This window comes from Paenarthrobacter ilicis, assembly GCF_016907545.1.
GTDB classification, from domain to species: Bacteria; Actinomycetota; Actinomycetes; order Actinomycetales; family Micrococcaceae; genus Arthrobacter; species Arthrobacter ilicis.
The window spans coordinates 960,923-982,312 of sequence record NZ_JAFBCD010000001.1; the positions used below are offsets into that span (position 1 = coordinate 960,923).

Below are 21,390 nucleotides of genomic sequence, written 5' to 3' on the forward strand. Positions count from 1 at the left end.
GGACCGCTACTCCGCCAGCTCCATGTCGATGCTGTCCTTCAGTATCTGCTCCCGGAGCGGGATGACGGACCCAAAATGTTTGATGGCGGCGGCGACGTCTTCGGCGAAGACCTTCTCCACGAGGTCGGGCATTTCCTTCACGCCGGCCAGGTAGCGTTTGGCCGCGTAGTCGAAATCGTTCCGGTTGTTGCGGATCTTGGTGTTGAGTGCCTTGGCATCGTCCGCGATCTTCAGAACTTCCTCGGTAGGAGCGTTCCGGGTTTTGGCGTCGGCCGCTTTCTGGACGAAGTCATCCTTGAGCTTGACGAATTCGTTGTAGCTTTCCTCGCCCTTGGCTGTGACTTCGGCGTAGGCCTCCAGCTGTTCCACTTGGTTCTCGAAAGTACGCGCGAACTCCACGTAGGCCACATTCGTGGACTTCTTGAGCTCGCCCGCGGCTTGCCGGCACGGCGTAGCGGCCTGCGTCAGCAGGGTCTTGCGTTCCCGCAGTGTGGTGGCTTTGGAACCGACAAAGAGGCCGTCGCAGCCCGCAGCGTCATCCTTGCGGAAGAGGCCTTCGAACTGCGGGTAGGACTCCACCAGCCCCTCCATGTACGTGAAGTACGCTTCATTGGATTCCTTCAGCTGGCGGGTTGCCACCGGGACGGCATCCGGTTCGGCACCAGGGCCGGCGCCGAGGTCCGCCAACGCCGCACGGCCGGCCTCCAGTGCCTTCCGGAACTCTTCCTGCTCCGTGGTGCTGGCCTTGACCGCGTCGTCTCGGGAAGCCGGAGCGTTCCGGGCCTTCTTGTAGGCCGCCAAGTAGGCGTTGACGGCGGGCTGGATCTTGCTTCTGGCGTCGCTGAGCACCGCCAGGCGATCGTCCTTCATGGCAGCCAGGGTTTCCTTGCGCTGTTGGGCTGAGAAGTGGTTGACGGCGAATGCTGCAGTGGTTCCGATGGCCAACACCACCACGGCGATGATGGCAACCACCAACAGGGAGCGCCGCTTCTTCGGTGCAGGTGCAGGTGCCGGTGCTGGCTGGGCGTCGATATGTTCGGTGGTCATGGCCTAGTTCCCGCCTCCGGAGGCTGCGCTGTAGCTTTCCAGGCTTTTCTTCAGGGCAGTTTCAAGTGCCTTGTTGGAGTTGTTGGCATCTTCCACGAGCTTGGTTTGCTTCGCCTTGACCGTTGTTTCGTAGGTGGTCCGGGCCTTGGCGAAGGCCTGGTTGATGTCCAGGAGGCCCACCGCGGCTGTTGTCTTCAGTGCCAACCGCTCAAACTCGCTCTTGGCTTCCACAGCTTTTTGTTGCTTGTCCCGTTGTTCCTTGATGACCTTTTCGATGTCAGTGAGGAGTTGAACCGTCTCGGCGTCGGCTTTGTCCTTGGCGCCGGCCAGGGCAGCCAGGCAGGCATCGGCGGTTTTGACGTAGTCCTCGGGATACGTCTCACTGGCAACGTTGAGCTCGGTGTGCAGGGGAGCGCAGGGTCCACCCACGGACCGGGTGATGTTCACGGTGTTGATGACTTGCTGGTCCTGGTAGGCGATGACTGCGCCGTAGTGCTCTTTGAAGGCTCCGAAGGCATCAGCGACGTCCTTGGCCTGCAGCGCCGGCGATGTGGTCATGTGCTCCAGCCTGTCCAGGTTGGCCCTGGACTCACGTTGCAGGACCTCGCCTTCCTTGCTGAGGACCTGCTCGATTTCAGGCTTTTCGGCGTCCTCGGACACCGCATTGGTGTAGCGTGCCGTGAATTGCTGGACCAGGGGATCGTACAAATTCATGGAGGTGTCCACGATGGTGCGTTCCTTGTCCAACCGCACAACATCGGCTTTGTTGGGGCCGGAGGAGCGGGACGTGGTCAGCCAGACGCCGACTCCTGCACCAACCAGGGCCAGGACCACAATCACAATGATGAGTGCGGTACGGCCGGAGCGTTGACGGGCGGGCTCGCTGAGTGTCTCTGCCAATGTTTCCCCCAAATGATGTGTCTCTTAGAGTACGCGCAATCAGAGATCGTGCTGTAGCCGTTTGACAAAGAGCTTGGTGCGCTCCTGGGTGGGCGCGCTCAGGACTTCGGCAGCCGGGCCACGTTCCACCACCACGCCACCGTCCATGAAGATGACCTCGTCCGCTACCTGCTTGGCAAATGCCAGCTCGTGGGTGACGATCACCATGGTCCATCCTTCTTCCGCCAGTTCCTTGATGACGCCCAGGACATCGCCCACGAGTTCCGGGTCCAGTGCGGAGGTGGGCTCATCAAAGAGCAGCAGTTGGGGCTTCAATGCCAGCGCACGGACAATACCCACACGTTGCTGCTGGCCGCCCGAGAGTTCGAAGGGGTAGGCATCCCGCTTGTCCGCGAGGCCCACCCGCTCCAGCAGTCGCTCTGCATCGGCAACAGCCTCGGCTTTGGGGCGTTTCTGGACCTGGACGGGGCCCTCGGTGATATTTTTCAGGACCGTCATGTGCGGGAAGAGGTTGTAGTGCTGGAAGACCATGGCGCTGCGGTCACGGAGTGCAGCGATGTCCTTCTTTCCCACCTTGGCGCCGAAGTCCAGGGACAGGTCCCCCGGCGGGGTTCCGTTGGCGGCGCTGGAACCAAAGGTAACGGTACCGGCGTCGGGAATTTCAAGACCGTTCAGGGAACGGAGCACCGTGGTTTTGCCCGAACCGGAAGGGCCGATCAGTGCCACCACCTGGCCCCGGCGAATATCGATGTCGATGTCCCGCAGTACCTTGTTGCTGCCGAAGGCCTTGGCCAGGTTCCGCGCGGTCAGGACGGCAGGCGCCTGCGGTTCCGGCGATGCGTCAGGGCTGGATGCGTCAGGGCTGTTAGTGGGCGACATAGCGGTCCAATCTCCTCTCCACGGCAGACTGCGCGGTGGAAAGGACCAGGCAAATGACCCAGTAGACCAAGGCAGCCTGAAGGTACAGGGCCATGAACTCCTGGCTGAAGGCAGCGATTTGCTGGGCGTTGCGGAACAACTCGGTGACCAGGATCAGTGAGGCCAGGGAGGTGTCCTTCACCAGCGAGATGAAGGTGTTGGACAACGGAGGCACAGACACCCGGGCCGCCTGCGGGAGGATGATGCGCAGAAGGGTCTGCGGCCGCGACATGCCGATGGTGTGGCCGGCTTCCCACTGGCCCTTGGGCACGGAGAGGATGGCGGCGCGGATGATCTCAGCCGCGTAGCCGCCAACGTTCAGGGAGAAGGCGATGATGGCGCTGGGCCAGGGGTCCAGCTTCACTCCGATGCTGGGCAGCCCATAAAAGATCACGAAGAGCTGCACCAGCAACGGGGTTCCGCGGATGACCGAGACGTAGAACCGGCCAATGCCCGATAGGAAAATATTGGGGCTCAACCGAAGCAGGGCCACCACGAGCGCAAGGACCAGGCCAAAGGCGAACGAGGCCAACGTGAGCGGAATGGTTCCCGTCACGGCGCCGGTGATGATGGGGCCGAAGGAGCTCCAGATGAGGTCCCAGTTCATTTATTTGGTGACGTCCGCGCCGAAGTACTTCTCGGAGATCTTGGCCAGGGTGCCATCAGCACGGAGATCCGTGAGCGCTTTGTCCACGGCCGAGGTGAGCTCGGTTGAGCCCTTCCGGAAGACCAACGCGCTCTCGGTCTTGTCCGGAGCCTCTGCTGCCACTTTCAAACCGGAATCAGGAGTGGTCTTGGCGTAGTCCAGGTAGGTGAGCTTGTCGTTGACGGTGGCGTCCACGCGTCCCTGCTGGACCAGCGTGGCGGATTGGGCCCATCCCTCGACGGACTGGACGTTGGCGCCGACCTCAACTGCCAACTTGTAGAAGTTGCTGGTGAGGGACTGCGCGGTGGTCTTGCCCTTGAGATCGGCAAAGCTGTTGATGCTGCTGTTGTCCGACTTGGTGACTACCACGCCTGTGGACACGGTGTACGGGGAGGAGAACTCGTACTTGGCCTTGCGTTCATCGTTGATGGAGATCTGGTTGGCGATGGTGTCGAAACGCTTGGCTTCGAGGCCGGCGAAGATGCCATCGAACTGCGTTTCCTGGAACGTGGCCTTGACGCCCAGCTTGTCTGCCACGGCCTGGGCGATCTCCACGTCAAAGCCCGTCAGCGCGCCGGCGCCGTCGGCGTGGAAGCTGAACGGACGGTACGTGCCCTCGGTGGCAATGACCAGCTCGCCCTTGGACTTGACGTCGGAAAGCGACGTATCGGCGCCGGACTGGGCAGGAGCCGTGCCGCCGCTGCAGGCGGAGAGTGCCAGGGCGGCCGAGGCCAAGGTAGCTGCAAGGACGGAGCGGCGGGTGCGGAGGCTTGTCATGGAGTCATCTTAGCCACCGGCGGGGCGCTGTGTGGGCGCAGCTTTGCCGGAAGTAACAGGGGCCGTTAAAAAGGCTGAGTGGGGGCGGTCCCCAACAGCCCGCCACCACTCATCCCCCCAATTGTGTTCACTTGGGCGCCACATCCACCGGAAACCCGTTCTCTGATTCCGACGTCAGGCTGCAACCATGTTCACACATTCATGATTGTGCCACGATCTAATGGTTTTGTGAAAGTCTTACGCCATGCGTCTTTGTTTTCTCTTGGCGTAAGCCTTGGAAAACCAGATGCCCGTGAGCCCAATGCATGTTAAGAGGGCCGCCGAGTAGTTGATCAGGACCATGAGCCAGGCTGCGGAGTGCGGAACCAGCGGGAAGAGTTGTGACAGGAGCAGCAGGGACAGGCCCAGCAACAACAACGCTGACGCAGTCCGGAGTGGTACCGGTGCGGAGCTGGTGACTGTCCGCCAAATGGCCGGAACCAAGCACGCCGCCACGAATCCCGGATAGAAGCGTCCAAGGAAGGCGTAGGCCTCCAGCGACGGGCCCCAGGTGAGGCCGGACATGCCCGCAGAGGAGCCCTCGGTTTCCGTGATGACAAAGAACACGATGGTCAGAATCGCCACCAACGCGGCCACCGCCAGGCCCCAGGGTCCCCTGATGGCACGGACGGCCGAGTCCGAGCCAAAGGCCGTGGCGACCTTGACTCCCATCAGGAAGAACGTGGCGTAGAGCAGGAACCGGAGTACCAGGTTGCAGACATTGATGCCGCCCAGCCAGCCGTCGATCACCAAGTAGGGAGCTTCAATGCTGATGAAGATGCTCAGGGAGATCAGGAGGAAAATGTAGAACACGGAGCGGTTCTGTCCACGCAGTGCACTGGGGATCCGGGCCAAGGTGACTGCGACACACACAGCCAGGGTGATCCAGGGCAGGGCAGCGGTCATCCGAGGTTCTCCCAAATTCGTTCAGTACGTTCGTGGTCTTGTTCCTGCCGGCGCAGGGTCTTACCGAGGGCCAGCAACCGCTCGCCGGCCAGGGTGACCAATGAGCTCTGCGTCATGGCGTCAAGTGCCTTGCGGCGCGCCTCTGGTGGCCAGCCGGCCTCGGCTTCGGTGAGCAGCCCCCCGGCCACCAAGCCACCCGCCGGTCCCACCCCTGCCGCCCGCGATGTCGCGATGGCCAGTTCCGGCGGGAGCCTGTTGGCGGTGAGATGGGCAGAGAAGTTCTGGGGAGCGATCCCGGTGGCGTCGCTGACCCGGTGCCGCAACTCGCCGTCGTCGATTGCGTCCACCCAGTTCCGCACCGAGGTGGGGTGGGGTGGTTCGGAGAGGGGCAGGGGATGGGAGGAGCCCGGTTCGCTGCGCTCCACCACAGCCCGCAACAAATCAATGGTGGCCACCTGGCTCACCAGTTCGCAGGGCGTGGGCGGGACAGGATCGCCACGCAGCCCGGCATAGAGGTCAAAGGAGGCCAGGGCATGCAGTGGATTGACGGCGAATCCGCGGCTGATGGCAACCAGCGTGGATTCAGCCACCTTGCCGCGCACCAGCTGTTGGGCCAGGGTTGTCCGTTTGATCCCGGCAATCCTGCAAACGTCTGCAGTACTGGCGTGGGGCGCAACGCCATGAAGCCAGCGCTGGAACGCCTTGGACGGTAAGGGCATGTGGGACTTTCAGTGCTTGTTGCATGGTGGTCCGGGCTGCGCTGAGCCGGACGCCGGAAGTGGGAGTACCCAACGATTTTACGCAGACGCCCTCTTGAATTATGCTTGATGACTGAACCCGTTGGTCCGTACACCCCCCAAGTCCGGACCAACGGGTTTTTCCATGCCTGCGGGAATCGCAGCCAGAATTCCCGCGTTTCCTTGCTGGAGGATTAACAATGACTGCAACCTTGGTAGCCAAGGATCTTGCCGGTGGTCATGGCCACCGCACCCTTTTCTCAAAGTTGTCCCTGACCGTGGCCCCCGGCGATGTGGTGGGTGTTGTGGGCGCCAACGGCGCCGGCAAGTCCACGTTGCTGCGCCTGCTTGGCGGTGTGGACCAGCCGCAGGAAGGCAACGTCAGCCTGGCGCCGTCCGACGCTTTTGTGGGATGGCTTCCGCAAGAACACGAGCGCGTGGACGGCGAAACCATAGCCGCCTACATTGCTCGGCGCACCGGGTGCGCCAAAGCCACCCTGGAGATGGAAACCACGGCTGAGGCACTGGGCTCGGGTGCTCCCGGCGCAGATGACGCCTATTCGCTGGCCTTCGATCGTTGGATGGCGTCCGGCGCTGCGGATCTTGAGGACCGCATTCCGGCTGTGCTGGCGGACCTCGGCCTGGAACTGGGTACGGATGCCCTGATGACCGGGCTCTCCGGCGGCCAGGCGGCCCGGGTTGCTTTGGGGGCGTTGCTGCTGAGCCGGTTCGACGTTGTCCTGCTGGACGAGCCCACCAATGACCTGGATCTTGACGGACTGGCCCGCTTGGAAGCGTTCGTGCAGGGCCTGCGCGGGGGAGTGGTGCTGGTTTCGCACGACCGTGAATTCCTGGCCCGCTGTGTCACCACCGTGGTGGAACTGGATCTGGCCCAGAACTCCGTGGCCGTGTACGACGGCGGTTACGAGTCCTTCCTGGAGGAACGCTCGGTGGCCAAACGCCACGCCCGCGAACGGTACGAGGAATACGCCAACAGCAAGGCGGACCTGGTCTCGCGTGCCCGGACCCAGCGGGAGTGGAGCTCCCAGGGCGTGAGGAATGCGATGAAGAAGAACCCGGACAATGACAAGATCCGCCGTGCCGCCAGTGCCGAGTCTTCGGAAAAGCAGGCGCAGAAGGTCCGGCAGATGGAGTCGCGCATCGCACGGCTTACCGAGGTGGAGGAGCCGCGCAAGGAGTGGCAGCTCCAGTTCAGCATTGGCCAGGCGCCCCGCTCGAGTGCCGTCGTCGCCACCTTGCGGAACGTGGTGGCCCGCCAGGGCGACTTCACGCTGGGACCGGTCAGCTTGCAGCTCAACGGCGGGGAACGCATCGGCATCACGGGCCCCAACGGGGCCGGCAAGTCCACGCTGTTGCGGCTCCTGCTGGGTACGCAGGCACCCGACGACGGCGAGGCCTCCATGGGTGCCTCCGTGGCCATCGGCGAAATTGACCAGGCGCGTGGACTGCTCGACGGCGTCCGGAACCTCGGCGATGCTGTCGAGGCCGTGTTGGCGGACTGGACAGCGGCGGATGTCCGGACGCTTTTGGCGAAGTTTGGGCTGAAGGCGGACCATACCTCGCGTCCGGTGGACTCCCTGTCCCCGGGCGAGCGGACCCGTGCTGCACTGGCACTGCTGCAGGCGCGCGGAGTGAACCTGCTGGTGCTGGACGAACCCACCAACCACTTGGACCTCCCTGCCATTGAGCAGTTGGAAGAAGCGCTGGAAAGCTACGACGGCGCGCTCCTTCTGGTCACTCACGACCGAAGGCTGCTGGAAAACGTCCGCCTCGATTCACGCTGGCACCTGGACAACGGCCAGGTCCAGGAACTGCACCACACCCCAAACCAGGAGAAGTAACGCATGAGCATGGACCGCGTGGCCTGGAGCTCGCTGTACAACATCACCACCGCCAAGAGCGGCTCCAAGCCGTTCTCCAAGGAAACGCTGAAGCGCGTCCTGGCCTTCGCCGCACCCCATAAGGGCAAACTCATCGCCTTTGTGATCGCGTCCATTGCAGGTGCCTTCCTGGCCGTGGCCACGCCGGTGCTGGCCGGGCAGGTCGTTGATGCGATCATCGCCAACACCGGGGTGGACACCGTGATCCGGTTGGCCATCCTGATCGCAGTGGTGGCCGTGGGCGAAGCGGGCGTGGGGCTTCTGACCAGGTGGTTGTCCTCCACCATCGGTGAGGGCGTCATTGTGGACCTGCGCACCAGGGTGTTCGACCACGTTCAGCGCATGCCCATTGCCTTCTTTACCCGGACCAGGACCGGCGCGTTGGTGAGCCGCCTGAACAACGACGTCATTGGGGCACAGTCTGCCTTTGCGGGAACATTGTCCGGTGTTGTCAGCAACGTGGTGGCGCTGGTCCTGACCCTGGCCGTGATGCTCAACACCTCATGGCTGGTGACGGTGCTGGCCATGGTGTTGCTGCCGATCTTCCTCATCCCGGCACGGCGCATGGGATCCAGGCTGGCTGACCTCCGCCGCGAGGCCGCCGCCCACAACGCCGCCATGGGCACCCAGATGACCGAGCGTTTCTCCGCTCCGGGCGCAACCCTGGTGAAGCTCTTCGGCCGGCCGGACGAGGAATCGCGTGAGTTCGCCGCCAGGGCAGGACGCGTCCGCGATATTGGCATCCGCACCGCCATGCTGCAGTTCACCTTCGTGACGGCACTGACCCTGGTGTCCGCCCTGGCACTGGCCCTGGTGTACGGGCTGGGTGGCTGGTTGGCACTGGGCGGCCAGCTCGCGCCCGGTGATGTTGTTGTCCTGGCGCTCCTGTTGACGCGGCTCTATGCTCCGTTGACGGCGCTGTCCAACGCACGGGTGGAGGTGATGAGCGCCCTTGTGAGCTTTGAGCGGGTCTTCGAAATCCTTGACCTGAAGCCGTTGATCACCCAGAAGCCCGACGCCGTGGAAGTCCCCTCCGGGCCGGTTGCGGTGGAGTTCAAGGACGTCCGCTTCTCCTACCCCTCGGCGGACAAGGTGTCACTGGCGTCCCTTGAGGAGGTGGCCACGTTGGACACCCGCGGCGGCGAAGAAGTCCTGCACGGCGTCAGCTTCCGCGTGGAGCCCGGCCAGACGGTGGCCCTGGTGGGCTCCTCCGGTGCGGGCAAGTCCACTGTGGCCCAGTTGCTGTCCCGCCTTTATGACGTCGATTCCGGCGCGGTCCGGCTGGGCGGCGACCACTCCGGTGCCGGAGTGGACGTCCGTGACATCACGTTCGACTCCCTCCGGGACACCCTGGGCATGGTCACCCAGGACGGGCACCTGTTCCACGAGACCATCTCCTCCAACCTGCGCCTGGCCCGGCCGGACGCCACCGAAGAGGACATGTGGGACGTGCTCCGGCGTGCACGGCTGGAACCAATGATCAGGTCCTTGCCGGACGGCCTGGAAACCGTGGTGGGCGAGCGCGGCTACCGGCTCTCAGGTGGTGAACGCCAGCGGCTCACCATTGCCCGGTTGCTCATCAAGCAGCCGCGGGTGGTGATCCTGGATGAGGCCACCGCCGCCCTGGATTCCACCAGCGAAGCCGCCGTCCAGGCTGCCTTGGGCGAGGCACTGCAGGGGCGTACCGCCGTCGTGATCGCGCACCGCCTGTCCACCATCCGGGCTGCTGACGCAATCCTGGTGGTGGAGGACGGCCGGATCGTGGAACGGGGAACGCATACCGAGCTCCTGGCCGCCGACGGGCGTTATGCCGAGCTTTACCAGACCCAGTTTGCCGAGGCCACCGCGGTGGCCCAGGAAGCCGTGCCGGAAGTCTAGGCTGCTTAGGCTGGCTGGTTGAGGGCCGGAAGCACGTGGTCTGTCAGGAGCGGGGCCAAATCGGCGGGAAGTGGCGCGTGCAAGTCCAGCCACCGGATCTCCGCGATCTCAGCTGACGGATGGGCGTCCCAGGTTCCGGGGGCAGTGAAGACGGTGGCGTGGATATCCGTGGCGGCCTCGTTGGCGGCTGCTGCCAGCCATACGCCCAGGGGTTCCAGATCCTCCGGTGCTACGGCGATTCCCACTTCTTCCTGCAGTTCGCGGGAAGCGGCCTGGGCTGCGGTTTCGCCGGCTTCCGGCTTGCCGCCCGGGTGCATGAACTTGTCCGTGCCGCGCTTACGGACGGTCAGCAAATGGCCGTCCTGGTTGTAGACGCAGACTGCGCTGACAATGATCAGGTTCATTTCTGCCTCTTCAGCTGCGATTCGAGCAGGAGATCCTTGGCCGGCCCCTTGACGTCCCAGCTGAAGCTGAAACTGTCCGGTCCCCGGAAGCTGTAGTGGACGCGGTAGTCATCGGGATCGCACCAGTGGCTGTCCTCCTGCCGCTCCCCGGAGAAGCCCATCACATGGAAGGGCCTGCCGTCCGGGAAGAACACCTTCATGGTGTCCGGTCCCGTGCCAGGTTTGAGGAGGTATTCACGGAACGCCGGGCCGGAGTGGGAGGGCCAGTGCATGGTGCCGTCCTCGCGGTAGTCCAGGCCGCCGTCGGGGTTCTCCACATAACGCACGACGCCGGTAAAGGTGCCGCGGGTGCCGGACGAACGGTCAAGGAGGGTGCGCTCCACACTCCACCGGCCGGCCAGGTAGGCCCGCAGGTCCGGGATGGGCTGCTGGGGGTTCAAGTGCCCTCGATTGGAATCGAACCAACGACACCGGCTTTAGGAGAGCCGTGCTCTATCCACTGAGCTACGAGGGCCTGCGTCCGCACTGCAGATCCCCATTGCTGGGGGCCAGGGCCCGGACACGACTACAAGCATACAAGCTGCCGGGCTGCTGGCTGAACACCGCTAGGCTGGCCATCATGAAAGGGCACCTGACCCAGGCAGCACCAGCCGGTTCCTTCCTTCCCGACGTCAGCAGCGTCAGGGCGGCTTTCGGCGGGTGGGCGCAACTGAGCATCGTCCAGTACTTCGTGGCCGAGGCCGCGGTGATCCAGGCATGGGCCGGGCCCGAGCCGTACAGCCGTGCCACCGGATACATCAGCGATCTCGGCGCTGTTTCCTGTGGAATATACGAGGACCGTGCGGTGTGTTCACCCCTCCACCTGCTGATGAACGCCTCGTTCCTGCTGCAGGGGCTGGGACTTGTCCTGGGTGCCTTGTTCCTCACGGCCGGGCTGCTCTGCGTCGCGGCCCAACCCGGCACCGAGGCGCGTCGCTTCCGCACCCTCAGCCCCGGAGCAAGCGCCCTGCGGGTCCTCACGGTTCCCTGGATCCTTGCGGTGGCAATCCGCGTCCTGACGGGGGTGGCCGGTGTGGGCACCATCATTGTGGGCTTGGTGCCGGAGGATCTGGGCTCGCCGTGGCATTTTGCCGGGGCGCTGATGTTCTTCATTGGCGGAGGGTTTGCGTTGATCCTGCTGGGACTGTTGTGGTTCCGGCAAACCCCGGTCAGTTGGTTCCTCCTGGCCTGCGGCCTGGTGTGCGTCGTTGCCCTGGCGATCGGCGGCCTCACGGGCATGGAGGTGCCGCAGCCGGGAACACTGGAGCGGTTCATGGGCTACCCGGCCACCGTGGGCCTGGCCGCTGCCGGCCTAGTGATTGCGCAGCGTGTTCACACGGAAAGGCGAGGGCTCCGGGCTCTGTGAGATTCGCGCACCCGTTGCCGCCTTCCGAGCCCGTACCCACTGGTGCGCCGGGCGCGTGGGGGTGCGGCGCCGGGCAGGGGCAGAACGTCAGGAAGGTTTGGGGGACTTCTTGCCCAGGAATACCGCAACCACGCCGCACAGGAGGCTCAGCAGGAAAAGTATCCACGATGCGACGGTGAGGCCCGACGCCAACGCCACCGATCCGGCGTCAGGCGTTTCTGCCGACAACATGGAGTCGATGGCCACGTTGGACCACAGGTGTGCCACGGCAAACAGCAACGGTGCCGCCCACATGGCCCAGCGCAGGGACTTCCGCGCCACGTTGGTACCGATCAGCAGCAGCCAGCTGAAACCGAAAATCAGAGGAAACAGGGTGCCGGCGGTTTTGTGGACGTAGTTCAACTGCCCGCGGGCTGACTCATCCATGGCGTTGCGCAGTTGGGCGATGTAATCCTGCGAGAATCCGCCGACCAGGGAGTCGGGCATGGCCAGTCCACCCGAAAGCTGGGTCATCTGGTTCAGCGTCAGCAAATGCAGGTACCAGAACAGGAAGAGGCTGACCACGACGCCCGCGATGACAATGAGCTTGGAGTTGCTTTGCGCCTTTTGCGGGGTGCGCTGCGTGGTGTTGTTGATCACTGGCGGCAAGGAGTGGTCCGGGACCACCGCCTTGGCTCCGTGCTTCTTGATGCGCTGCGCTGGTGTCTTGGCCATGTCAATCATTATCCCGCCACATAAGCTGGACCCATGACCACTGGCAGGCACGCAGCAACTGACCTTGATCCATCACTGAACGACTACCAACTGGCCAGCGCACTGGTTCGCGAAGCAGGCCAACTGGCGCTGCTCATGCGGATGGGCGGACTGCAGGGCGAACGGAAGACCTCGGTGTCCGACGTCGTCACGGCCGCCGATCACGCAGCTGAGGCTTACGTGCTGGAGCAGTTGAGGCGCTGCCGCCCCGACGACGGCATCCTCGGTGAGGAAGGGGCATCCGTGGCCGGCACCAGCGGACGCACCTGGGTGATCGACCCCGTGGATGGCACCTACAACTTCCTGCACGGCTCCACCTACTGGTGCTCGGCCATCGCGTTGAAGCGTGATTCTAAGGACACCACCGTGGATCCCGAGGTTCTGCTGGGCGCCATCTTCCAGCCGGAACTGGACAAGCTGTGGGTTGGCGGCCAGGAACATCCGGCAACCCTCAACGGCGAACCGATCCAGGGTTCCGGAGACTCGGCAGTGGCCGAAATCTGCGCAGCCACCTACATCCACCCCACGTGGCTCGCGGATCCGCGCACCGCCATGCCTTGGCATGCCGCCGCGGTTTCGGCCGCCTCCCTGCGCATGTTCGGCTCGGGTTCCTGCGATCTGGGACGCGTCGCAGACGGGGAGCTGGGTTGCTGGTTCCAGCACAGCTGCCCTGAATGGGACTGGCTCCCCGGCAAGGCGATCGTCCGCGCGGCGGGCGGGGACACCGCCGTCGTCCAGGTCAACGGGTTCAATTGGTTCGTCGCGGGAAGCCCGACGGCGGTCCGTGAGTTGGCTGCGGCACTGACCTCGGTGCCGCAGTTCAGTTAGCCAAATAAATACTGTCGGGGGCAACGCCTAGACTGGTAGGCACCATGGATATGTTGTTTGACCCCTACGCAGACGGACCCTTCAAAGCAGGCACCAAAGCCGCAGTCAAGGCTGCCCCGGAGCTCGCGCAGCCGGGTGGGAAGCTCGCGCAGCCGGGTGGGGGAGGCTCTGCGGACCATCCCCACGGGCCTGCTTCCGGCGGTTGGGGGACACAGGGTGGGTCCGGCCTGCCCTCCGCCGGCGACCTGCTTCAGGGGCTGAACCCGCAGCAGGAAGAAGCAGTCAAGCACGCAGGAAGTCCGCTGTTGATCGTGGCCGGTGCCGGCTCCGGCAAAACGCGTGTCCTCAGTAACCGGATTGCGTACCTCATTGCCACCAAGCGCGCCCACCACGGCGAAATCCTGGCCATCACCTTCACCAACAAGGCCGCTGCGGAAATGCGGGAGCGCATCGAGGCGTTGGTGGGCGGGCGCGCCAAAACCATGTGGATCTCCACCTTCCACTCCTCCTGCGTCCGGATACTCCGCCGGGAAGCCGCCAACGTGGGGTTGAACTCCAACTTTTCCATCTACGACTCCGCGGATTCGCTGCGCCTGATCACTTTGGTGGTCAAGAACCTGGACCTGGATCCCAAGAAGTTCCCGCCCAAGGCCATCCAGCACAAAATCTCGGCAGTCAAGAACGAGCTGATCGACGCCGACTCCTACGCGTCCTCCGCCAACTACAACGACCCCTTCGACACCGCCGTGGCAGAAGTCTTCAAGGGCTACACCCAGCGCCTGCGGCAAGCCAACGCCATGGACTTTGACGATCTCATTGCAGAGACCGTCTACATGTTCCGCGCCTTCCCCGCGCTGGCGGAGTCGTACCGTCGCCGGTTCCGCCATGTCCTGGTGGACGAGTACCAGGACACCAACCACGCCCAATACGCCCTGGTACGGGAAATCGTTGGCGTCGGCGCGAAGTCAGGGGTGGAGCCCAGCGAACTGACCGTTGTGGGCGACTCCGACCAATCCATCTACGCGTTCCGTGGCGCCGATATCCGCAACATCGTGGAGTTCGAGGCCGATTACCCCGACGCGCGCACCATCAAGCTGGAGCAAAACTACCGCTCCACCCAAAACATCCTCAGCGCTGCCAACTCGGTGATCTCCCGCAATCCCAACCGCCAGGAAAAGCGGCTGTGGACGGCCGAGGGTGATGGCGAAAAAATTGTCGGCTATGTGGGGGAGAACGAGCACGACGAAGCACAGTTCATTGCCAAGGAAATCGACAGGCTGCAGGACGAGGACAATTTGCGGCCCGGCGACGTCGCAATCTTCTACCGCACCAACGCCCAGTCACGTTCCATCGAGGACGTCCTGGTCCGGGTGGGCCTGCCGTACAAGGTAGTGGGCGGCACGCGCTTCTACGAGCGCAAGGAAATCAAGGACGCACTGGCCTACCTGCGGGTGCTTGTTAACCCTGACGACGACGTCAACCTCCGCCGCGTGCTCAACGAGCCAAAGCGGGGAATCGGTGACCGTGCAGAGGGCGCAGTAGCGGCCTTGGCCGAACGGGAGCGGACATCCTTCATGGCTGCCGCCCGCCGTGCGGACCAAGCTCCTGGCATGGCCACTCGATCCGTCAATGCCGTGCTGGGATTTGTGAAGCTCCTCGATGACCTTGCGGAGGTGGCCGCTGGCTCGGGAGCAGCGGCAGCCCTGGAAGCTGTCCTGGAACAAACCGGTTACCTGGCCGGCCTGCGGGCCAGCAACGATCCCCAGGATGAGTCCCGCGTGGAAAACCTTGCGGAACTGGTGGCCGTGGTCCGTGAGTACGAGCGCGACAATCCGGAGGGAACACTGGGCGAGTTCCTGGAGCAGGTCTCCCTGGTGGCCGACGCCGACCAGATCCCGGATGCCCCGGGCGCAGACATCGATGCCGCGGTGGCCGAAGCCAAACGCATGGGCGTGGTCACGCTGATGACCCTGCACACCGCCAAGGGGCTTGAATTCCCCGTGGTGTTCCTGACCGGCATGGAGCATGGGATCTTCCCGCACCAGCGCTCCGCCACGGATCCCAAGGAACTCGCGGAAGAACGCCGCTTGGCCTACGTGGGCCTCACCCGCGCCCGTAAACGGCTCTACGTGACGCGCTCCGAGGTGCGCAGCATGTGGGGCCAGAGCCAGTACAACCCGGCCAGCCAGTTCCTGGAGGAGATCCCCGCGGAATTGGTGGAGTGGAAGCGCGAGGGCATGAGCCGCTCTGCCGCGGGCGGATGGGGCAGCGCTCCCATTGGGTCCAACCGCTACGGTGGTTCATTCTGGGGCGCCGGAACGTCCCGGGGTGTTGCCGCGAGCCCCACTGCCGGCTTCGACGCGGACGTGCCGGCCGCCGTCGCGCGCAACCGCGTCCAGCCCCAAAAAGAAGTCATTTCCGTGGTGGTGGGGGACAAGGTCAACCACACCAGCTTCGGCAATGGCGTGGTCCTTGGTGTCGAAGGCACGGGGGACAAGATGGTTGCCAAGGTGAAGTTCGACATCGGAGAGAAGCGGCTGCTGCTGCGATACGCACCGCTGACCAAGGTGGAGGCCTAGCCCGCGTGATGCAGCGGGCATAATGGGTGCCATGCGACGGACTGTATTGGGGATTCTTGCCGCCTTGCTGCTGCTGGTGGCATCGGGGTGCTCGTTCGCCACCAAGGATCCGGACTACGTGCCGCCGGCCCCGCTTCCGCCCCTGGAGCAACTGCAGCAGGTTCCCGTGACGGAGCAAACCACGCTCTCCGCAGGGGAAGGCGTCACGTCCTTTGTGACCCCGGACCGGAACATTGTGTGTGCCATGACGTCCTCGCGTGGCGGGCACCTGAACCTCCCGTACCAGGCCAACACATACTCGGATGCAGCCAACAACAAGTTCCCGGTGGTCCCGGTGGTGCAGTGCGAGTTGGCCCAGTACGGCAAGCCCGACGCCGCGGACATCGCAGACAACTGCGCGGGCACCGGCCTGGGATACCTGGGCGGCACCGTGCTGTTGTCCCCGGACAAGGCTGTGTACGGCTCATGTCGTTCCGGCGTAACACAAATGGAGTCCGAGTACGGGCCCAAGGGCAGCCGGACAGGACCCATTTCCAAGCTGCGGGAATTGGCTGAGGGGCAGAACATTGAACGGAACGGCTTGCGGTGTTCGGCCTACAACGGCGGCGTAGCCTGCGGAAATCTCTCCGGGGGAGTGGCATTCTTTGTCAGCAAGGATGGCTACCAGCTGATTTCCGACGGCGGCAAAACGGTCAGCGGGACCCTGAAACAAGCGTCCTGACCACCTGGCGGGGACACGCCAAGGCGCGAAAAACCGCGACATTCTGCGGGTTTTCTACATCCCATAGAAGTGTAAGGTTACTCACATAACCGGTAGTGTGTAGGTGGCGGGACTCCCTAAAGGGCTAAAGTTCCGAGAGGACCTTACGCAATGTGACCGACTGAAATCCGGTTGCGACTGCGTACTTTCCGCAGCTGGCTATCGCGGTCATCGCGGTTCCCGGCTGAACAGAAAACTACTTCGACGTAGAAGGACACTAAACCGTGGACCTGTTTGAATATCAGGCGCGCGATATGTTCGAAGCGCACGGTGTACCCGTGCTCGCCGGCATCGTGGCGCACACTCCTGAAGAAGCAAAGGCAGCTGCCGAGAAGATCGGCGGCGTAACTGTCGTCAAGGCACAGGTTAAGGTTGGTGGCCGCGGCAAGGCTGGCGGCGTGAAGGTTGCCAAGACTGCCGAAGAGGCGCTTGAGCACTCCACCAACATCCTGGGCATGGACATCAAGGGCCACACCGTCAACAAGGTGATGATCGCCCAGGGTGCTGACATCGCTGAAGAATTCTACTTCTCGGTCCTCCTGGACCGTGCCAACCGCAACTACCTGGCCATGTGCTCGGTGGAAGGCGGCATGGAGATCGAGCAGCTTGCTGTCGAGCGTCCCGAGGCCCTGGCCAAGATCGCCATCGACCCCGCTGTTGGCATCGACCAGGCAAAGGCTGACGAGATCGTCGCAGCTGCAGGTTTCGCTGAAGAACTGCGCGGCAAAGTGGCCGACGTCATTCTGAAGCTCTGGGACGTCTTCAAGAAAGAAGACGCCACCCTGGTTGAGGTCAACCCGCTGGTCCGCACCGGCGCCGGCGACATCGTTGCCCTGGACGGCAAGGTTTCCCTGGACGAGAACGCCGACTTCCGTCACGTGCACCACTCCTCGCTGGAGGACAAGGACGCAGCTGACCCGCTGGAAGCCAAGGCAAAGGCCCAGGACCTCAACTACGTCAAGCTGGACGGCGAAGTAGGCATCATCGGCAACGGCGCCGGACTCGTGATGTCCACCTTGGACGTTGTTGCTTACGCTGGCGAGAACCACGGCAACGTCAAGCCTGCCAACTTCCTGGACATCGGCGGTGGAGCTTCCGCAGAGGTCATGGCCAACGGCCTTGACGTCATCCTGGGCGACGACCAGGTCAAGAGCGTCTTCGTGAACGTCTTCGGTGGCATCACCGCTTGTGACGCCGTGGCCAAGGGCATCGTTGGTGCACTGGCCGAGCTCGGTTCCTCCGCGAACAAGCCGCTGGTAGTTCGCCTCGACGGCAACAACGTCGAGGAAGGCCGCCGCATCCTGACCGAGGCCAACCACCCGCTGGTTACCCTGGCCGCCACCATGGACGAGGGCGCCGACAAGGCCGCCGAGCTCGCCAACGCAGCTAAGTAAGGGACGCGACACTATGTCTATCTACCTCAACAAGGACTCCAAGGTCATCGTTCAGGGCATCACCGGCGGCGAGGGCACCAAGCACACCGCACTGATGCTCAAGGCCGGCACCAACATTGTTGGTGGCGTGAACGCCCGTAAAGCCGGCACCAGCGTGAAGCACGGCGACAAGGAAATCACCGTCTTCGGCACCGTAAAGGAAGCCATCGCCGAGACCGGCGCTGACGTATCCATCGTCTTCGTTCCGCCGGCATTCACCAAGGACGCCGTTGTGGAAGCCATCGAGGCCGGCATCGGCCTGGTAGTGGTCATCACCGAGGGTGTTCCGGTTCAGGACTCCGCCGAGTTCTGGGCTTTGGCCCAGTCCAAGGTTGACGCTGACGGCAAGCAGATCACCCGGATCATTGGACCGAACTGCCCCGGCATCATCACCCCGGGTGAAGCCCTGGTTGGCATCACCCCGGCGAACATCACGGGCAAGGGCCCCATCGGCCTGGTGTCCAAGTCCGGTACCTTGACCTACCAGATGATGTACGAACTCCGCGACCTCGGTTTCTCCACCGCGATCGGTATTGGTGGCGACCCCATCATCGGCACCACGCACATCGACGCCCTGGCTGCCTTCGAAGCTGATCCCGAAACCAAGGCGATCGTGATGATCGGCGAAATCGGTGGCGACGCTGAAGAGCGCGCAGCCGACTTCATCAAGGCCAACGTCACCAAGCCGGTTGTTGGCTACGTTGCAGGCTTCACCGCTCCTGAGGGCAAGACCATGGGCCACGCAGGCGCCATCGTCTCCGGCTCTGCAGGAACGGCACAAGCCAAGAAGGAAGCTCTTGAAGCTGCAGGCGTGAAGGTCGGCAAGACGCCGTCCGAGACCGCAACGCTGCTGCGCGAAGTTTTCGCAGCACTCTAAGCTCCACGGAAAAACGCGGGGTCACTATGACGGTGACCCCGCGTTTTTGGTTTAACTAGACTCTTCGTGGCGGGCGCCCCGAGAACCACACGTATGTTCCGGCGGCGGCCAGCACCCCTCCGGCGGTGACCATCCACCAAGGGAACCCAGGGACGTCGGGGGAGCCGCCGGCGGCATCGACGTCGGACTGTGGCGTGGGCAGGACCCTCTCACCGGTCACCAGGATGCGGTGGCTGTTGATGCCCAACGGAGTGCAGGTGACCAGCGTCATGAGGTCCTTGCCCGGCTGGATGAGCAGGCTCTCGGTATCCTCCGGCTCCACCACCAGGGTCTCCGTCACTTTGTAGGTGAGCGTCTCGCCAAAAACCTCAACGGTGAAGGTGTCGTCCGCTTTGACCTGGTCCAGGTTGGTGAAGAGCTCTGCCGTTGCCAGCCCCCGGTGCCCCGTGACCACGGAGTGGGTGGACTCTCCGCCGACGGGGAGCGCGGTGCCCTCCAAGTGCCCGATCCCGTGCTCCAGGACGGCGTTGCTGGTGCCGTGGTAGATCGGAAGGTCCACCTTGATGGAGGGAATTTTGATGCGGGCCATCAAGCCCTCGGTGTCGCCCCTGAGCATGGTGGAGTACTTCTGCTGGTCCTCCGGCTGGGGATCGTTGGCCAGGGGGAGCCTTTCGTTGGCAGCCACGGCGGCGCCACCTCCGCCCAAGCCTTGGTTGTAGTGACGCGCTTCGGCAATCCGTTGGCGGAGGGTCTCTGCGCCGAGGTCCTTGATGCCCTGGGTGAGCTTGTCGATTTCCTGGGACTGTTCCACGGAACTGAACCAGGCAGCGGCAGCCGGGTACAGCAGCAAGGCGCTTCCGGCGATGGTGGTCAGCGCGACAACCGCCGGCAGCACAGTGAGGCGCCATCGACGCCGGTGGGTCTTTACGGGGGTGCTCATGAAGGCTGGTCTCGAAACGCTGGGCGGCGGGGAAGTATAAATCCGAAGACAAGGGAAGGCGGGACGCCCGGGGACGTCCCGCCTTCCATCTCACACTATGGGGTTACGCTTTGGCGGGTGCCACTGCAGAGGGTGGAGCAGTGGCACGACGGCGGCGCGTGGCCACAATGCCGGTGCCGAGGGCGATGGCCAGCAGGCCGATGCCGCCTACGGTGAACCAGAGAGCGCCGTCACCACCGGTCAGCGGCAGTGCGAACGCGGGAACCTGGTCGTGCCGGAATTCCACGTAGTTCTGTACAGGCGCCGTGGTGGAGCTGGGACCGGCGACAACCTGGGTCTGGACCTGGAAAGGCGTGGGCAGCTGGAAACCGGCTGGCGGTGTTATTTCACGGACCCAGTAGTTGCCGGGCGTGATGATCGGAATCGCTACCGTCCCGTTGGCACCGGTGGTCCAGTTCTGGATGCCGTTGATGAACACTGGGTTCTGGCCAAGGGTGGCATCGTTCTGGTTGAGGAACACCTGGTAGACGGCGTCGGCCAACGGGGTGCGCACGTTGTTTTCGCTCTGGTAGGCAAAGACGGTGAGCTGACCGATGGGGGTGCTGCCGGTCACGGTCTCGGTGCTGCCGTTCACCACAGCTGTTGCCGTGTTGGTGATTACGCCGTTAGCGGGAATCGTCACGGCGCGGCTGAGCACGGTCAGGGTCACGTCGCCACCAGGCAACGCGGCAAGACGGGTGAGGCCGGCCGGGGTGAAGGTGGCCGTGACATTACGTGTGGCCGTGTCGTAAGCCAGGTTGTAGTCCGTGCCGCTCACAAAGTTCTGGGTGATGTTGGCGGCGTTGGCAACCCTCACGCTGGTGGGCGCAACACCGGTGGGTCCAGCGGCGAGGTACTCAAGTTCCACGGGCAGCGTGTCAGTGAGTGTGAAGTTGCTCAGGGTGTCGCCAGCGGCAAGGGTGGGGATATCCGAGTTGATGGCCCAGCGGATCAGGTCCGGGTTGCGGGCTTCCACCGAGTTGGCCGGCGCCGGAACGCGGGTCTTGGTCAAGTCCGTCACGGCGTTCTTCGGGTAGACGTGGACGTCATAGATCCACTGGTTCGCCGGGGCTCCGCTGGGGCCGGTGGGGAACGGCAGGGTCACCAGGAACGGTGCGGACGGGTTGGTGGCACCCACGGGCAGGACAGTTTCCGTGACCAGGTAAAGGCCGATGGGGAGGCTGCTGGTGCCGTTGGTGAACGTGGCCACACCGTTGGTGCCGGTGGTGGCGGTGTAGGTGTCGTTGACCGTGACGCGGCCCGCGGCGGTGGCGGGGGTGATGCCCGAGACCTGGTTCCACCCTTCAGGAGTGGTCAAGTCCACGCCCTGGACCAGTGCAGCGGTGAACGTGGCTCCCGAAAGCGGCGTGCCCGGCACGGTGACTTCCTGGCCGGTACCGATCTGCTGGCCATTGTTGGGTCCCAGTGCGGACTTGTGGATGGTCAGGGTGCGGGGAATGGCGGGGTCGATGTTTCCCGGAAGGGTGACGGCAGTCGCTGGAGCGACGGCGACGATGGCCGCCGCCGTGCTCAGCGCCAGGACGCCGAGAGCGGCTGATAACCGCCTGAGGATAGGGCTGGACATTGTGGTTTCTCCTATGGGTGAGTCGAGAGATGAAGAAG

At 63.8% G+C, this 21,390-nt stretch carries 20 protein-coding genes and 1 tRNA gene; 8 read left to right on the plus strand and 13 right to left on the minus strand.

The window, feature by feature from the left end; genetic code table 11:
* Positions 1 to 6 precede the first annotated feature (6 nt).
* The 7 genes from JOE60_RS04540 to JOE60_RS04570 all read right to left on the minus strand — a co-directional run bounded on the left by JOE60_RS04540 (position 7) and on the right by JOE60_RS04570 (position 5,952).
* A complete protein-coding gene (locus JOE60_RS04540) occupies positions 7 to 1,047 on the minus strand; it encodes a hypothetical protein (RefSeq protein ID WP_167264464.1) in 1,041 nt (346 codons plus the stop codon).
* A 3-nt stretch (positions 1,048 to 1,050) separates the two neighbouring features.
* On the minus strand, positions 1,051 to 1,947 hold the full coding sequence (locus JOE60_RS04545; protein ID WP_239528811.1) for a hypothetical protein: 897 nt from the start codon (positions 1,945 to 1,947) through the stop codon (positions 1,051 to 1,053).
* Positions 1,948 to 1,986: 39 nt separating this feature from the next.
* Positions 1,987 to 2,826 (minus strand): amino acid ABC transporter ATP-binding protein, encoded by an 840-nt coding sequence (locus JOE60_RS04550; RefSeq protein ID WP_167264466.1) that lies wholly within the window; start codon positions 2,824 to 2,826, stop codon positions 1,987 to 1,989.
* The gene (locus tag JOE60_RS04555) at positions 2,813 to 3,472 is read right to left on the minus strand and encodes an amino acid ABC transporter permease (protein WP_167264467.1); all 660 of its coding nucleotides are present in this window, start codon (positions 3,470 to 3,472) and stop codon (positions 2,813 to 2,815) included. The genes JOE60_RS04550 and JOE60_RS04555 overlap by 14 nt, the downstream gene beginning before the upstream one ends.
* Positions 3,473 to 4,288, minus strand: a complete 816-nt coding sequence (locus JOE60_RS04560) for an amino acid ABC transporter substrate-binding protein (protein WP_167264468.1) — start codon at positions 4,286 to 4,288, stop codon at positions 3,473 to 3,475.
* Positions 4,289 to 4,525: 237 nt separating this feature from the next.
* Positions 4,526 to 5,233: a hypothetical protein gene (locus tag JOE60_RS04565; protein WP_167264469.1), complete on the minus strand. Its 708-nt coding sequence runs from the start codon at positions 5,231 to 5,233 to the stop codon at positions 4,526 to 4,528.
* On the minus strand, positions 5,230 to 5,952 hold the full coding sequence (locus JOE60_RS04570; RefSeq protein ID WP_167264470.1) for a hypothetical protein: 723 nt from the start codon (positions 5,950 to 5,952) through the stop codon (positions 5,230 to 5,232). The genes JOE60_RS04565 and JOE60_RS04570 overlap by 4 nt, the downstream gene beginning before the upstream one ends.
* A 218-nt stretch (positions 5,953 to 6,170) precedes the next feature.
* On the opposite strand from JOE60_RS04570, the gene JOE60_RS04575 reads away from it, so the two are divergent.
* Both JOE60_RS04575 and JOE60_RS04580 read left to right on the plus strand, forming a co-directional pair.
* Positions 6,171 to 7,832 carry an ABC-F family ATP-binding cassette domain-containing protein gene (locus JOE60_RS04575; protein ID WP_167264471.1) on the plus strand — a complete coding sequence of 554 codons (1,662 nt, stop codon included), beginning with the start codon at positions 6,171 to 6,173 and terminating at the stop codon, positions 7,830 to 7,832.
* 3 nt (positions 7,833 to 7,835) lie between these two features.
* Entirely contained in the window at positions 7,836 to 9,749 is a 1,914-nt protein-coding gene (locus JOE60_RS04580) for an ABC transporter ATP-binding protein (RefSeq protein ID WP_167264472.1), read from the plus strand.
* 5 nt (positions 9,750 to 9,754) lie between these two features.
* On the opposite strand, the gene JOE60_RS04585 is transcribed toward JOE60_RS04580, so the two are convergent.
* The 3 genes from JOE60_RS04585 to JOE60_RS04595 form a co-directional block, all read right to left on the minus strand.
* The gene (locus JOE60_RS04585) at positions 9,755 to 10,153 is read right to left on the minus strand and encodes an NUDIX hydrolase (protein WP_167264473.1); all 399 of its coding nucleotides are present in this window, start codon (positions 10,151 to 10,153) and stop codon (positions 9,755 to 9,757) included.
* Positions 10,150 to 10,593 (minus strand): DUF6314 family protein, encoded by a 444-nt coding sequence (locus tag JOE60_RS04590; protein ID WP_167264474.1) that lies wholly within the window; start codon positions 10,591 to 10,593, stop codon positions 10,150 to 10,152. Before JOE60_RS04590 ends, JOE60_RS04585 begins: the two co-directional genes overlap by 4 nt.
* Before the next feature lies 1 nt (position 10,594).
* Positions 10,595 to 10,667 (minus strand) — tRNA-Arg (locus JOE60_RS04595).
* Positions 10,668 to 10,772: 105 nt separating this feature from the next.
* Between JOE60_RS04595 and JOE60_RS04600 the strand changes: the two genes are divergently transcribed.
* Positions 10,773 to 11,558, plus strand: a complete 786-nt coding sequence (locus JOE60_RS04600) for a DUF998 domain-containing protein (RefSeq protein WP_167264475.1) — start codon at positions 10,773 to 10,775, stop codon at positions 11,556 to 11,558.
* Positions 11,559 to 11,645: 87 nt separating this feature from the next.
* On the opposite strand, the gene JOE60_RS04605 is transcribed toward JOE60_RS04600, so the two are convergent.
* A complete protein-coding gene (locus tag JOE60_RS04605; RefSeq protein WP_167264476.1) occupies positions 11,646 to 12,272 on the minus strand; it encodes a hypothetical protein in 627 nt (208 codons plus the stop codon).
* A 33-nt stretch (positions 12,273 to 12,305) separates the two neighbouring features.
* On the opposite strand from JOE60_RS04605, the gene JOE60_RS04610 reads away from it, so the two are divergent.
* From JOE60_RS04610 to sucD, 5 genes are all read left to right on the plus strand, one after another.
* Entirely contained in the window at positions 12,306 to 13,139 is an 834-nt protein-coding gene (locus JOE60_RS04610) for an inositol monophosphatase family protein (RefSeq protein WP_167264477.1), read from the plus strand.
* Between the two features lie 44 nt (positions 13,140 to 13,183).
* A complete protein-coding gene (gene pcrA, locus JOE60_RS04615; RefSeq protein WP_167264478.1) occupies positions 13,184 to 15,718 on the plus strand; it encodes a DNA helicase PcrA in 2,535 nt (844 codons plus the stop codon).
* Positions 15,719 to 15,740: 22 nt separating this feature from the next.
* Positions 15,741 to 16,439 carry a hypothetical protein gene (locus tag JOE60_RS04620; RefSeq protein WP_167264479.1) on the plus strand — a complete coding sequence of 233 codons (699 nt, stop codon included), beginning with the start codon at positions 15,741 to 15,743 and terminating at the stop codon, positions 16,437 to 16,439.
* 263 nt (positions 16,440 to 16,702) lie between these two features.
* Positions 16,703 to 17,872: an ADP-forming succinate--CoA ligase subunit beta gene (sucC, locus tag JOE60_RS04625; protein ID WP_167264480.1), complete on the plus strand. Its 1,170-nt coding sequence runs from the start codon at positions 16,703 to 16,705 to the stop codon at positions 17,870 to 17,872.
* 13 nt (positions 17,873 to 17,885) lie between these two features.
* Positions 17,886 to 18,788 (plus strand): succinate--CoA ligase subunit alpha, encoded by a 903-nt coding sequence (gene sucD / locus JOE60_RS04630; RefSeq protein ID WP_167264481.1) that lies wholly within the window; start codon positions 17,886 to 17,888, stop codon positions 18,786 to 18,788.
* A gap of 55 nt (positions 18,789 to 18,843) precedes the next feature.
* On the opposite strand, the gene JOE60_RS04635 is transcribed toward sucD, so the two are convergent.
* Both JOE60_RS04635 and JOE60_RS04640 read right to left on the minus strand, forming a co-directional pair.
* Positions 18,844 to 19,728 carry a class C sortase gene (locus JOE60_RS04635; RefSeq protein ID WP_167264482.1) on the minus strand — a complete coding sequence of 295 codons (885 nt, stop codon included), beginning with the start codon at positions 19,726 to 19,728 and terminating at the stop codon, positions 18,844 to 18,846.
* A 103-nt stretch (positions 19,729 to 19,831) separates the two neighbouring features.
* Entirely contained in the window at positions 19,832 to 21,352 is a 1,521-nt protein-coding gene (locus tag JOE60_RS04640) for a SpaH/EbpB family LPXTG-anchored major pilin (protein WP_167264483.1), read from the minus strand.
* Positions 21,353 to 21,390: the final 38 nt, after the last annotated feature.

Excerpts from the sequence above, each read along its gene's own strand:
- JOE60_RS04540 (WP_167264464.1), bottom strand. The coding sequence starts at position 1,047 with ATGACCACCGAACATATCGACGCCCAGCCAGCACCGGCACCTGCACCT.
- JOE60_RS04550 (WP_167264466.1), bottom strand. The coding sequence starts at position 2,826 with ATGTCGCCCACTAACAGCCCTGACGCATCCAGCCCTGACGCATCGCCG.
- JOE60_RS04555 (WP_167264467.1), bottom strand. The coding sequence starts at position 3,472 with ATGAACTGGGACCTCATCTGGAGCTCCTTCGGCCCCATCATCACCGGC.
- JOE60_RS04560 (WP_167264468.1), bottom strand. The coding sequence starts at position 4,288 with ATGACAAGCCTCCGCACCCGCCGCTCCGTCCTTGCAGCTACCTTGGCC.
- JOE60_RS04565 (WP_167264469.1), bottom strand. The coding sequence starts at position 5,233 with ATGACCGCTGCCCTGCCCTGGATCACCCTGGCTGTGTGTGTCGCAGTC.
- JOE60_RS04570 (WP_167264470.1), bottom strand. The coding sequence starts at position 5,952 with ATGCCCTTACCGTCCAAGGCGTTCCAGCGCTGGCTTCATGGCGTTGCG.
- JOE60_RS04575 (WP_167264471.1), top strand. The coding sequence starts at position 6,171 with ATGACTGCAACCTTGGTAGCCAAGGATCTTGCCGGTGGTCATGGCCAC.
- JOE60_RS04580 (WP_167264472.1), top strand. The coding sequence starts at position 7,836 with ATGAGCATGGACCGCGTGGCCTGGAGCTCGCTGTACAACATCACCACC.
- JOE60_RS04585 (WP_167264473.1), bottom strand. The coding sequence starts at position 10,153 with ATGAACCTGATCATTGTCAGCGCAGTCTGCGTCTACAACCAGGACGGC.
- JOE60_RS04600 (WP_167264475.1), top strand. The coding sequence starts at position 10,773 with ATGAAAGGGCACCTGACCCAGGCAGCACCAGCCGGTTCCTTCCTTCCC.
- JOE60_RS04605 (WP_167264476.1), bottom strand. The coding sequence starts at position 12,272 with ATGGCCAAGACACCAGCGCAGCGCATCAAGAAGCACGGAGCCAAGGCG.
- JOE60_RS04610 (WP_167264477.1), top strand. The coding sequence starts at position 12,306 with ATGACCACTGGCAGGCACGCAGCAACTGACCTTGATCCATCACTGAAC.
- pcrA (WP_167264478.1), top strand. The coding sequence starts at position 13,184 with ATGGATATGTTGTTTGACCCCTACGCAGACGGACCCTTCAAAGCAGGC.
- JOE60_RS04620 (WP_167264479.1), top strand. The coding sequence starts at position 15,741 with ATGGGTGCCATGCGACGGACTGTATTGGGGATTCTTGCCGCCTTGCTG.
- sucD (WP_167264481.1), top strand. The coding sequence starts at position 17,886 with ATGTCTATCTACCTCAACAAGGACTCCAAGGTCATCGTTCAGGGCATC.
- JOE60_RS04635 (WP_167264482.1), bottom strand. The coding sequence starts at position 19,728 with ATGAGCACCCCCGTAAAGACCCACCGGCGTCGATGGCGCCTCACTGTG.
- JOE60_RS04640 (WP_167264483.1), bottom strand. The coding sequence starts at position 21,352 with ATGTCCAGCCCTATCCTCAGGCGGTTATCAGCCGCTCTCGGCGTCCTG.